The 11,968-nt window shown below is 53.8% G+C and carries 11 protein-coding genes; 3 read left to right on the forward strand and 8 right to left on the reverse strand.

Annotated elements, in window-relative coordinates; genetic code table 11:
- The 4 genes from petA to zapE form a co-directional block, all read right to left on the reverse strand.
- Nucleotides 1–591, reverse strand: coding sequence for a ubiquinol-cytochrome c reductase iron-sulfur subunit (gene petA, locus CK911_RS15185; RefSeq protein WP_042019608.1), 591 nt, complete (start codon nt 589–591; stop codon nt 1–3).
- 295 nt (nt 592–886) lie between these two features.
- Nucleotides 887–1,279: a 30S ribosomal protein S9 gene (gene rpsI / locus CK911_RS15190; protein ID WP_042019610.1), complete on the reverse strand. Its 393-nt coding sequence runs from the start codon at nt 1,277–1,279 to the stop codon at nt 887–889.
- Nucleotides 1,280–1,294: 15 nt separating this feature from the next.
- Nucleotides 1,295–1,723 carry a 50S ribosomal protein L13 gene (gene rplM / locus CK911_RS15195; protein ID WP_042019612.1) on the reverse strand — a complete coding sequence of 143 codons (429 nt, stop codon included), beginning with the start codon at nt 1,721–1,723 and terminating at the stop codon, nt 1,295–1,297.
- 266 nt (nt 1,724–1,989) lie between these two features.
- Nucleotides 1,990–3,084, reverse strand: coding sequence for a cell division protein ZapE (gene zapE, locus CK911_RS15200; protein WP_098970962.1), 1,095 nt, complete (start codon nt 3,082–3,084; stop codon nt 1,990–1,992).
- Nucleotides 3,085–3,224: 140 nt separating this feature from the next.
- Here zapE and CK911_RS15205 point away from each other — a divergent pair, with 140 nt between their 5' ends.
- From CK911_RS15205 to degS, 3 genes are all read left to right on the forward strand, one after another.
- Nucleotides 3,225–3,605: a YhcB family protein gene (locus tag CK911_RS15205; protein ID WP_098970964.1), complete on the forward strand. Its 381-nt coding sequence runs from the start codon at nt 3,225–3,227 to the stop codon at nt 3,603–3,605.
- Between the two features lie 81 nt (nt 3,606–3,686).
- Nucleotides 3,687–5,048, forward strand: coding sequence for a Do family serine endopeptidase (locus CK911_RS15210; protein ID WP_042019616.1), 1,362 nt, complete (start codon nt 3,687–3,689; stop codon nt 5,046–5,048).
- Nucleotides 5,049–5,157: 109 nt separating this feature from the next.
- Entirely contained in the window at nt 5,158–6,300 is a 1,143-nt protein-coding gene (gene degS, locus CK911_RS15215) for an outer membrane-stress sensor serine endopeptidase DegS (RefSeq protein WP_098970967.1), read from the forward strand.
- Nucleotides 6,301–7,715: 1,415 nt separating this feature from the next.
- On the opposite strand, the gene CK911_RS15225 is transcribed toward degS, so the two are convergent.
- From CK911_RS15225 to CK911_RS15240, 4 genes are read right to left on the reverse strand one after another with little or no spacing between them, the layout of a single operon-like run.
- Nucleotides 7,716–7,940, reverse strand: a complete 225-nt coding sequence (locus CK911_RS15225) for a hypothetical protein (RefSeq protein WP_157774561.1) — start codon at nt 7,938–7,940, stop codon at nt 7,716–7,718.
- Nucleotides 7,937–8,221, reverse strand: coding sequence for an MGMT family protein (locus CK911_RS15230; RefSeq protein ID WP_098970973.1), 285 nt, complete (start codon nt 8,219–8,221; stop codon nt 7,937–7,939). The genes CK911_RS15225 and CK911_RS15230 overlap by 4 nt, the downstream gene beginning before the upstream one ends.
- Entirely contained in the window at nt 8,218–11,391 is a 3,174-nt protein-coding gene (locus CK911_RS15235; RefSeq protein ID WP_098970975.1) for a type I restriction endonuclease subunit R, read from the reverse strand. The genes CK911_RS15230 and CK911_RS15235 overlap by 4 nt, the downstream gene beginning before the upstream one ends.
- Before the next feature lie 36 nt (nt 11,392–11,427).
- Nucleotides 11,428–11,892 (reverse strand): hypothetical protein, encoded by a 465-nt coding sequence (locus tag CK911_RS15240; protein WP_098970978.1) that lies wholly within the window; start codon nt 11,890–11,892, stop codon nt 11,428–11,430.
- Between the last annotated feature and the right edge of the window lie 76 nt (nt 11,893–11,968).

Raw genomic sequence — 11,968 nt, forward strand, 5'->3', positions numbered from 1 at the left:
TCAGGCCTCCTTGCCATCGGCACCGACCAGAATGGTGGTGTCGCTAAGATATTGGTACGGTGGAATGACCAGGTTCAATGGTGCAGGCACCCCCTGGAACACACGACCAGCCATGTCGAATTTGGAGCCGTGGCACGGGCAGAAAAAGCCGGATGTGACTCCCTGTACCTGCTCGCCAAAGTTATCCGGCAAATACGAGGGTGAACACCCCAGATGAGTGCAAATACCCACAGCGACAAAAATTTCGGGCTTGATGGATCGGTAGCCGTTATGGGCATAGTCAGGCTGCTGTGGCTCTTCAGATGAGGGATCCCGCAGCTTGTCATCATGCGCAGCCAAGGCATCTAGCGTCTGTTTGGTGCGTTTCACCACCCAGACAGGCTTGCCTCGCCACTCGACACGGATGAGCTGACCCGGTTCCAACTTGCTGATATCGACTTCAACCGGCGCACCGGCTGCTTTGGCCTTGGCACTCGGATTCCATGATTTAATAAACGGCACTGCGGTAAACGCAGCTCCCACCCCGCCAACGGCAACCGTTGACCAGGTAAGAAATCTGCGGCGACCGGTATCAACTGGCGCATTGCTCATCCAAAAACTCTCCCATGTGGACTCCGCACATTCTTATAGTGTCCCTGTTCCCCATTTTTCCTGTGACAACAGCGGCGGAAGCTGGATTTACAATCGCCACAGAAAACAGGGTAAATTTTAAAGAAAATATAACAAGTTGACAAGAAAGAGAGGTGGGCAATGAAAACAATAAAGAAACAAATTTTTGTCTTTTGTGACGCGTGGTTAGCATTGATGTCGGTAATTTTACCAATAAAAAAAGCCTGGCAATTGCCAGGCTTTTTTGACACTCGAAAGAGCGAGTACCAGCAGCGAATTAACGCTTGGAGTACTGCGGACGCTTACGAGCTTTGTGCAGACCAACTTTCTTACGCTCAACCTTACGGGCATCACGAGTAACAAAGCCAGCTTTACGCAGTTCGGCACGCAGGGTTTCGTCGTACTGCATCAGAGCACGAGTAATACCGTGGCGGATCGCACCAGCTTGACCAGAGATGCCACCACCGTTAACGGTGATGTACAGATCCAGTTTCTCGGTCATCTCAACCAGTTCCAGCGGCTGACGAACTACCATGCGGGCAGTCGGACGGCCAAAGTATTGCTCCAGGGAGCGCTGGTTGATGATGATTTTACCGCTACCCGCTTTGATAAATACGCGAGCAGTGGAGCTTTTGCGACGGCCGGTACCGTAGTATTGATTTTCTGCCATGTTGCCAGTTCCCGATTAGATATCCAGTACTTGAGGTTGCTGAGCAGCATGAGCATGCTCGGCGCCTGCGTAAACTTTCAGTTTACGGAACATGGCACGGCCCAGAGGACCCTTCGGCAGCATACCTTTGATAGCAGCTTCGATTACCATTTCCGGCTTACGCTTGATCAGCTTGTCGAAGCTGATTGACTTGATACCACCCGGGAAACCGGAGTGAGAATGGTAGATTTTATCGGTAAATTTCTTACCGGTTACATGTACCTTCTCAGCGTTTACAACGATGATGTAATCACCGGTGTCAACGTGCGGAGTATATTCAGCTTTGTGCTTACCACGCAGACGAGAAGCGATCTCGGTTGCGATACGACCCAGAGTTTTACCCTCTGCGTCCACAATGTACCAGTCACGTTTTACGGTTTCTGGCTTGGCAACGAAAGTTTTCATTAAGTTAAACCCAATTACCTGTTACAGACCCAATTGCTTATGGGGGCTCTCCCACAAACAACAAACGATGGCCTACCTGTACCCCTTCGAATACAAGTAAAGCTTAAAGTGTCGCTGTCTTATCGACAGCTGTAACGTGGGCCGGGCGATTATAAGTGAAGTTGCCTTAAATATCACCTGCTAATTTCACTGCCATGACACTAGCAAATCTCGCCCAGCCCTACCTGCCGCAGATGCCCATCCGACTGGCAGGCGCGGTATTGTGACTAAGGAAGGTGCTCTCTGGCAAGGTATTCGTGCGATTGCATTTCCTGAAGCCGCGAAAGACAGCGTTTGAATTCGAAATTCAGTAGCCCTTCACCATAGAGTTCTGTCATGGGAACCGCCGCCGATATGATGAGTTTAACGTGCCGTTCGTAGAACTCGTCGACCATAGCAATAAAGCGGCGGGCCGCGTCATCCGTGCCATTTCCCATTGGCTGCACATTGGCCAGCAGGACGGTATGAAACAGTCTGGCCAGTTCGATATAGTCGTTCTGGGAACGGGGAGTACAACAAAGTTGCTCGAACTCCATGTAGATCACCCCTTCCCCCATCCCCAGTGACGTCAACTGACGATGATTGATCTCAACGCCCCCCTCGCGGGCTTCGTTTCCACCGGTTAATTGCTGAAAATAGTGATCAAGATTGCTTTTCGCCCGCACATCCAACGGACAGTGGTAAATCTCTGCTTGCTCCAGCGTGCGCAAGCGATAATCGACGCCACCATCCACGTTAAGTATCTCGCAATGGCGCTCGATAAGCACGATCGCCGGCAGAAAACGGGCTCGCTGCAGCCCGTTGCGATAGAGATCCTGCGGCGGAATATTTGACGTGGCAACCAGCACCACACCGTGGCCAAACAGCTCCTGAAAAAGGGTGCCAAGCAACATGGCATCGGTGATATCGGAGACAAAAAATTCGTCGAAACAGATGATGTCTGTCTCGCTGGCAAGCTTGCTGGCGACCAGTTTGAGTGGATCAGGTTGGCCGCTCAACCCTTGAAGTTCATCATGGATCCGGTGCATGAAACGGTGGAAATGGCTGCGCATCTTGCGCGTCCCCGGCAAGCTGTCGAAAAAAGTATCCATCAGCCAGGTCTTGCCTCTGCCCACTCCACCCCACATATAGATACCAAGGACAGGCTCCGGTGGCGTGGGCTTTTGCAACCAGCCAAACAGCCCCCGGGATCTGGTCGGAGTCGGGCTCCGCTGCAAATCCTGATACAGTCGCTCCAGCCTGCTGATCGCCATCCCCTGCGCGGGGTCGGCCACAAGGCCGGGGCGCAGCAGATCCTGCTGGTATTTTTCCTGCGGTGTCATCCCTGAACGCCTCTCCAAGTCCCTGAATAGAGGACAAAATGGTATCACGGCCTCAGGACGCACGGTATAGTGCCATCAAGGCATGGCGGTTTTGCCAACCGCATAAACCCATACTGTTTTAGCTGTAACAAGGAGCATCTATGAGTCTGTTAACTGGGATCCTGCTGGCTGTCGCGGCCTTGATTATCGGTATCGTTCTCGGCCGTTTTTCGGTGCGTAGCCGTGATGCCGGTCGCCTGGAACAGGAGCTGAAAAAGGCCCACAAGGAGCTCGAAAGTTACCAGGGCCAAATCAACACCCACTTCGCCGATAGCGCTGCGCTGATGGAGCAACTTGCCGAGCAATATCAGAGCCTCTATCGCCACATGGCAGAGCAGAGCAAATTCCTGGCCAAAGCACAGGAACCGCTATTTCGTGAGTCGCTGGTAGAGGAAACTCCAGCAAAAGTGGTCGACGAGCCGAGTATTCCGCCCCGTGACTATGCGGGCGCCTCTTCTGGGCTGCTCAAACAACCAAACTAGTTCCTCGAGGAACTAATCGACTACTCCCGTGGTCTGACCTTGACGATTGCAACGCAACTTTTTCTGGGAGCTGTTTTTCATATGCGTAAACCTCTTTCCTTGCTCAGTGTGCTAGCCCTCAGTGTCGGTATCGCCATGTCTGCGGCTCCTGCACAGGCTGCTCTGCCTTCCCTGTTAGGTTCAAATCAGGAGATGCCAAGCCTGGCGCCGGTTCTCGAACAGGTCACTCCGGCGGTGGTCAATATCTCGGTCTCTGGTAAAAAAATTACCCGCCAACGCCTGCCAGAACAGTTCAAATTCTTCTTTGGCCCCAACATGCCCGATGAGCAGGTGAGCGAGCAGCCATTCCAGGCGCTGGGCTCAGGTGTCATCGTCGATGCCAAGAAAGGTTATGTGATCACTAACGCCCACGTGGTTCACGAGGCGGACGAGATCAAGGTAAACCTCAAGGATGGTCGTGAATATGCGGCCAAGAAGATCGGCGAAGACAAGCAGTCCGATATCGCCCTGCTGCAAATCAAGGCCGAGGATCTGGTGCAGATCAAGTTTGCCGACTCAGACGAACTGCGGGTCGGTGACTATGCCCTGGCGATCGGCAATCCCTTTGGTCTGGGTCAGACCGTGACCTCGGGGATCGTCAGCGCACTGGGCCGTAGCGGCCTCAACATCGAAAATCTGGAGAACTTCATCCAGACCGATGCGGCCATCAACTCCGGCAACTCGGGCGGAGCCCTGCTCAACCTGCGTGGCGAGCTGATCGGTATCAACACCGCGATCCTAGGTCCGAATGGTGGCAACATCGGTATCGGCTTTGCCATCCCGTCCAATATGGTGCGGGATCTCACCGAGCAGATCGTCAAGTTCGGCGAAGTACGACGTGGCCAGCTGGGCATTACCGGCACCGAGTTGACCTCCGACATCGCTAAAACCTTCGGCTACAACAAGAAAGATGGCGCCTTCGTTAATCAGGTCATGCCCGGATCATCGGCAGATAAAGCCGGGATCAAGGCGGGTGACATCATCATCAGCATCGATGGTAAAGCGGTTCGCTCCTTCGGGGAGTTGCGTGCCAAGATCGCCACCATGGGCGCTGGCAAGCAGGTCGAGCTTGGCCTGATCCGCGACGGCAAGCCACAGAGTGTCAAGGTGACCCTGAAACAGGCCGATGACACCGAAGTGCGCGCCAGCGCGCTCCACCCGGCACTGGAAGGGGCCAAGCTCAGCACCACCACTGACCCGGTCTCCGGCGTTGCGGTGACAGATATTGATCCCCGCTCACCTGCCGCCGCCTCCGGCTTGCAGAAAGGCGATATCATCATCGGAGTGAACCGCTTGCGCATCAACGCTCTGGGCGATCTGACCAAGGCGCTGAAGAACAAGCCCGACGTGCTGGCGCTGAACATCCAGCGTGGCGACTCCTCGCTCTATCTGGTGATCCGCTAGCGCGCTGGTTGTTCGCCAACCCCTCCATCACCCGCGGCCTTCGCCGCGGGTGATTTTTATCCATCGATAGTGTTATTCTCTGCCCGCTGCCTGTCCGGATGAGAATCAAATGAAAATCCCCCCTTTAGTCAGTTACTTGGGCAAGTCTGTCGGTTTTGGTTTGACCGTCGCTGCGCTGCTGTTGCTGCTGTTCCCCCATTTTCGCGGTGGTGCCCAACTGCCCGGCATCATCACCAATGCCCGTGAGTTAAGCTTCTCGTACGCCGCCCATCGGGCAGGTCCAGCCGTCGTTAACATCTATACTCGCAGCTTTGCGCCCAATCAGGGTAATCAGGGTAATCAGGGAGAGCTGCGCCCACAGGGGCTGGGGTCCGGTGTCATCATGAACCAGCGCGGCTATGTGCTGACCAACTACCACGTCATTGCCGATGCCGATCAGGTCATAGTGGCACTGCAAGATGGCCGGGTGTTCAGCGCCGAACTGGTCGGCACCGATCAGCTCACCGATCTCGCGGTGCTCTATATCGAGTCAGATAACCTGCCGGTGATCCCGCAAGACCCGGAACGGCTTCCCGAGGTAGGAGATGTGGTGCTCGCCATCGGTAATCCCTATAACGTCGGCCAGACCATTACCCAGGGCATCATCAGCGCCACCGGCCGTACCGGCCTCTCCAGCATGGGCCCAGACAGCAATGGCCGTCAGGATCTGCTGCAGACCGATGCGGCCATCAACGAGGGGAACTCGGGCGGGGCCCTGGTCAACGGCCGTGGCGATCTGGTGGGTATCAACACCGCCACCTATCACCTCAACGGTAATCAGGAGAGCTATGGCATCAGCTTCGCTATCCCCTACAGGCTGGCGAAACGGATCATGGATGAACTGATCGCCAACGGCCGGGTGATCCGCGGTTATCTCGGGGTCTCCAGCGTCGAGATCAATCCCATCGTCGCGCGGATGATGAACCTCGGCGACCTGCGCGGTCTGGTGGTTGAGAGTCTGGATCCCAACGGCCCGGCGGCCAAAGGTGGTCTGCAGCGAGGGGACGTGCTGCTCAAGATCGATGGAGAAGCCATCAACGGCGTGCGCAGTGCCATGGACAAGATTGTCGAAAGCCGCCCTGGCACCAAACTGACTATCTCGGTATTCCGCTCCGGCAAGCCACTGGAGGTCGTGGTCACCATAGAAGAAGACCTGCGCTATCAGCAAAAGCTACAAAATAAAACAGCCCCGAGTGGGGCGACCGCCAGCTGATATTACCGCTCCACTCACCCTCACCAGGGCGGGCTACCGCCCTTGGTCATTTTGCCTCTCCCTCATCCCCTGCAACACCGCACACAGTGCACACAGTGCACACAGTGCATCAATCATTACCCGGACCCGGCAGCACCACTGCTGGGACTGGAATTTGAACAAAAGGGAGATGTAGACCACCGTCAGGTGAATACCATCTCCATACACCCATGCCAACCTGCTCATCGAGAAACCTGCCGCCACAGGCGGCACAGAAAAACAAAAGGCCATCCGCTAGGATGGCCTTTTGTCATTAAATTTGATGGTGCCCGGGGTCGGACTCGAACCGACACGATTATTCATCGGCGGATTTTGAATCCCGAAACTGCGGTTTCACAAGGATAGTACGACTCGTAAAGCCTTGAATCAAGAGGGTTTGAGTTATTTCCAGTTTGCTGTGAGTGAGGCGGGTTTGCACACTTTGCACATTTTTACCCACCACAGTCATATGCCCACACGATCACGACATGGACGCCATCTGGCATCCACCAGCAGTAACAAGGTTGGGTGTTTAATGGTTTTTATCGGGCCTAGATTGTGTGCGGCAAGAGACATACCCGCTAAAACATGGACCATGTTGCATGGTGACAGATTGCAGGTAGCAGGTAGCAGGTAGCAGGTAGCAGGTAGCAGGTAGCAAAATGGAACTACAACTTAGCGCATCTCCCCTTACGCACATTAATCCTACAATCACTCTTGATAATTCTGATTACAGCCCACATCTCCATGTTAGAGGGTCGTCCTCTGAACAGTTAAAGGAGAACTGTTATGGGTCTTAAACCTGGTCCGAAACCAATCGCTCAATCGACAGGGAAACCAGATCAACGTCGTCGTGATAATAAAGATACTCCGGGAAATACCCCGTCGTTAAAGCCAAGCAAATCCACAAAAAAGTAAGCCTGCCCGAGAATGGATAAACCATCTTGATAGTGGGAAAGTGGGGCCAGCGGCCCCACTCATTACCAAGTAGCGACCAACAGCAAGAAACCTAACGCCAATACAGCCGCCATGAAGCCAAGATTCGTAGCGAGGGAGTTGGTAGCGAGAGTTTTGAGTAGTTCAAGCATGCAGTATCTCCTTAAGACCATTTGCGCCATGCTGACGGGCATATCGAATTAGCGAGTTCTCGCTGGTTTCCTTTCAGCCATCCCGGATATTTTCCCATCACGACCAAACACTGTGTGCACATCAAGGAGATGCTCACGTTCGCGGCGCCATAATTGAACACCCCACCCGATTGATCATGGTGACGCTGTTCGCACCAACCCAATGACACTGGTGATGGGGCTCTGCACGCATAAAAAAACCCGCCTCAGGCGGGTTCCACTAGACATAAAAATGGGTTCAATCTCTTCGGAGGCTGACCCTATTTCTTACTAAATTAGTAGGAGCTCATACCCCTGCTCCTCAACCTCTTGATAGAACCATGACTGGAGAGCCTGAATTTCATCATTCGTTCGCTCTTCAGGAATGCGCGCAAGAAGATAGGCCATCCAGAGATCTTCAACCGAAGGTTTTGAGCTCCATTGCTTGGTCTGAACCACTAACGAGCCGATATCATGGATTCGGTTTGGTAAGCGAAAGCCATCTTGTCCCATCACTCTCTCACCTCTTTGAGTGGCAACAGCCAACCTTCTTCCTTCAGCTGCTCCGCCTGTCCGTTTACATCAACGACGCTCCCATCAGCCCCTACTACTCGGTTGGTCCAAATCGCATGACGAACATCTGCTGCCACGGCAGCCTTCAGCATGGAGGCAATAGCTTGAGTACCATGGTCATGGCCATAAAAATGCCGCGAGAGCACCTTATAGCTGGTCACGCTGCCTGCTGGCACCACCACCTTGAGGTGGGCCAACAGGTCTTTCCAGTTCACGCTACTCATAGCTTCCCTTGCAATGGCTTACCAAATCCCTTGAACAGCAGATCCAAGATCAAACCCTGGATGATATTGGCCGCTTCGGGGCGAGAGAGGTAGTCCAGCGACATGCCATTCTGGATATCCATCCGCTCGATCACGGCCGCATCAACCGCCTTGGGATAGTCACCCAGCATGATGGCGTCGCGGGGGTTATTTCGCACCTGATCCATCAAGGGCTGGTTTTCCGCAATCTTGCTGGCCATTCCCTGTAGCCAATCCAGCTTGTCCCCATCCGTCACCTCTGTACCGAACAGATCGTTCAATTGCTCCAGAATGTGAGAGAGGAAGTCTTTCTTCTCCTCTTTTGCTTTAGCACTGCCAAGCGCCGAGATGCCCTGCAAGCCATTGCCGCTTGCATCAGCTTTGAGCTTGAGATCCTGAGTTCGCTTGGCCTTGAGGTTGTAATGGCTCAGCAACACTTGGGAGAGGTCAATCTCGTCCTCCTCCAGTACCTCCTGACGCAACATCGGCAGCAGGTGGCGGGCGAACACGCAGAGCCGTTCCAATGATTCGTCATCAAAGGCGGTGATCTGGGAGACAAACTCATAGAACCGCACATAGCTATTGAGATCTTTCTTGAAGAGATCGAGCTCGCCCCGGGCTTCGGTCGCTTCTTTGACCCGCCGTTCGGCATTTACCTTATCAGTCGCAGACCCGCCTTCCCGCTCGATGCGTTTGAGCATCTGGCGACACTCCCTCACAGCTTCACTGGCCAGCTTGTAACGTTTGGTGAACCGTTCGACAGCCGGTTTGATATAACCGGGCAAGGCTTCGGCCCCACGCTTGGGATCGAAATAGGCATCACTAAACGCCTCCACCTCGCTCCAGGTAAAGATACCCGTCGCTTTCAGCTTGTGGAACAGGTCATAGACCAGATTGGGATCGGATACGGTATCGAGGGTGGCTGTCTCAAAATATTTTTGGAACTCCTCCAGCACATCCTGCGGATCATTCACAAAATCGAGCACAAAGGTGCTCTCCTTACCGGGATAGGTGCGGTTGAGGCGAGAAAGGGTCTGGATGCAATCCACTCCTGTCAGCTTCTTGTCCACATACATGGCACACAGCTTGGGCTGATCGAAACCGGTCTGAAACTTGTTGGCCACCAGCATCACCTGATAGTCCTGGGTATCGAATGCCTTACGCATATCCCGCCCATTAAGCTCGGGGTTCATGTTCCGCTCGTTAAAGCTCTGCCCTTCCTCTTCGATGTCGCCAGAGAACGCCACCATGGCACGAATAGCACCATAGCCTTGCTCTGTTACATACTTGTCGAACGCCAGCTTGTAGCGAACCGCCTCCAGCCGACTCGACGTCACAACCATCGCCTTGGCCTGCCCTCCCAGAAGATTGGCCACGTTGGTGCGGAAATGCTCAACGATGATCGCCACTTTCTGGCCGATATTGTGCGGGTGTAGCCGCACCCACTTGGATAGCCGGATGCGAGCCTTCTTGGCATCCACTTCCTTATCAGCCTCTTCTGCCTTCATGGCGAGTTTGTAAGCAAGCGAATAGTTGGTGTAGTTCTTCAGCACGTCGAGGATAAAACCCTCCTCGATCGCCTGACGCATGGAGTAAACATGAAATGGCCTGGGCTTGTTATCCGGGCCAAGCGGCATCGCCGGGTTCGCTGGGCGGCCAAACAGCTCCAGCGTTTTACCCTTCGGGGTTGCCGTAAAGGCGAAATAGCTGATGTTCTGGCTGCCGCCACGAGCGGCCAGCGTCATGTTCATCACATCTTCGCCACTGAGCTCCTCTTCCCCATCCAGCTGCTCGGCCATCAAGACTTCACGCAACTGGCGAGCCGTGCTGCCGGTCTGGCTTGAATGCGCCTCATCGGCAACCACTGCAAAGCGAGAGCCTTTCAGTGTGGTTGATTCCTGAATGGCCTTGAGTACGTGCGGGAAGGTTTGAATGGTGACGATGATGATGGGCGTGCCGCTGGCCAGTGCATCGGTCAGCTGTGCTGACTTGGAGCCATCTCCCTCTTCACGGTTGATGCGGCTCACTACCCCATCAGCATGGTCAAACTGGGCGATAGTCTCTTGCAACTGGCTGTCGAGCACCGTTCTATCGGTAATCACTATCACCGAATTGAACAGTTTCTCCCCCTTATCCAGGTAGAGCGAGGCCAGCTGATGGGTCAGCCAGGCAATCGAGTTGGATTTGCCAGACCCCGCCGAGTGCTGGATCAGGTACTTCTGACCAGCTCCCTCCTGTCCCACCGTGGCCAACAAATTCTGAACCACTTTCCACTGGTGATAGCGAGGGAAGATCATCGTCTCTTTCTTCTTCTGCCGCCCCAGCTCATCCTCTTCCACCTTGACCTCAAGGTGCAGATAGCGGCTCAGTATCCGCAGGAAGTTATCCGGTTGCAGGATCTCTTGCCACAGATAACCGGTAGCAATGCCCTCCTCACCATTCACTGGCAAGGGCTGATCATTGCCCGCCCCACCCTCACGGGTGCCCTGATTGAATGGCAGGAAGAAAGTCGAGTCGCCCGCCAGCTTGGTGGTCATCGCCACCTCGAACTGATTCACTGCAAAGTGCACCAGCGCCCCACGGCGAAAGCTCAGCAGTGGTTCATCGCGGCCATTGGTCTTGGGCAAGCGATCTTCTCGATACTGCTTCTTGGCATTCTCCAGCGACTGCTTGAAGCAAGATTTGAGCTCCAGTGTCGCTACCGGGATGCCGTTCAAAAAGAGGGTCAGATCGATACGGCCATCATAGCCATGGGGGCTATAAACCAACTCGGGCACCACCCGCAACCGGTTGGCTTGATAGCGAGCCAGCAGCTCTGGATTCAAGTCATGATCAGGCTTGAAGCTGGCCACCTTGAGTCGATGGCCGCGATCTTCAATCTGATTACGCAGCAGCCACAGAGTTCCCCCTTCACTGCGTTTAAGCTGGCGTACCGCACCATCCAGCAGGTGGCGTTCCGGCTGCTCGCCGTAGGTCTTGCAGAACTTCTGCCACCCCTCAGGCTGGCTCTCTTGCACAAAGGCGATCAAGTCTTCCGGATAGAGAGCTCGATCTTTATCGTAGTGAGACGACTCACCCACCAGCCAACCCGAAGCGGCCAGTTGCGTGATGATATGGTCTTGAAATGCCTTTTCCCGTGCTTTACTGTCCATAACTCTTCTTCTACGTTTTAATCGGTAAGGATGTTTTTAGTTAGAGCATCTGCAATATGGCCCAATTCCACCACATGCTTGGCATTCGTCCCTGCTATAGGGAGGTAAGACAGCGGTTGATTCAGCATCTACTTTAATGATTTTGGGAGTTTGATCTTTTGGCGTGAGCTTATGGATCATTTGCCGATATCGAGTTTCCCACTGTTGCAGCTCATAGACTTTATCTTCCAAATCCCTTTGCTTGCTCCCCATGCTACGAATGATGGATGCCTGTTTCTGAGATGCCTCATCCATATCATTGAGCTCAGATAGCAATCGTTGAACTCGAAGCTCAGCGTGCTCCAATGCTGTAGACTTAGTGTCCCGCTCTTCCACTAAGCACACAGTTTTTTTTAAAAGAGCATCATTTAATACATCAGCCTCTTTTATCCGCGTAGCTTGACGCTGATATGAATCATCGCCGCACCATAGCAGTAGTTTTTTGAGTATCCGAATCAGCATTAGCTCTCCTGATAACCACGACCAACCAATAAATGGAGTTGCTCCAAATCTGCGATGATATGGTCTTGAAACGTCT

Source organism: Aeromonas sp. CU5 (genome assembly GCF_002586745.1).
GTDB lineage: Bacteria > Pseudomonadota > Gammaproteobacteria > Enterobacterales > Aeromonadaceae > Aeromonas > Aeromonas sobria.

Coding starts and splice junctions, on each gene's coding strand:
- petA (WP_042019608.1), bottom strand. CDS start 591: ATGAGCAATGCGCCAGTTGATACCGGTCGCCGCAGATTTCTTACCTGG.
- rpsI (WP_042019610.1), bottom strand. CDS start 1,279: ATGGCAGAAAATCAATACTACGGTACCGGCCGTCGCAAAAGCTCCACT.
- rplM (WP_042019612.1), bottom strand. CDS start 1,723: ATGAAAACTTTCGTTGCCAAGCCAGAAACCGTAAAACGTGACTGGTAC.
- zapE (WP_098970962.1), bottom strand. CDS start 3,084: ATGACACCGCAGGAAAAATACCAGCAGGATCTGCTGCGCCCCGGCCTT.
- CK911_RS15205 (WP_098970964.1), top strand. CDS start 3,225: ATGAGTCTGTTAACTGGGATCCTGCTGGCTGTCGCGGCCTTGATTATC.
- CK911_RS15210 (WP_042019616.1), top strand. CDS start 3,687: ATGCGTAAACCTCTTTCCTTGCTCAGTGTGCTAGCCCTCAGTGTCGGT.
- degS (WP_098970967.1), top strand. CDS start 5,158: ATGAAAATCCCCCCTTTAGTCAGTTACTTGGGCAAGTCTGTCGGTTTT.
- CK911_RS15230 (WP_098970973.1), bottom strand. CDS start 8,221: ATGAGTAGCGTGAACTGGAAAGACCTGTTGGCCCACCTCAAGGTGGTG.
- CK911_RS15235 (WP_098970975.1), bottom strand. CDS start 11,391: ATGGACAGTAAAGCACGGGAAAAGGCATTTCAAGACCATATCATCACG.
- CK911_RS15240 (WP_098970978.1), bottom strand. CDS start 11,892: ATGCTGATTCGGATACTCAAAAAACTACTGCTATGGTGCGGCGATGAT.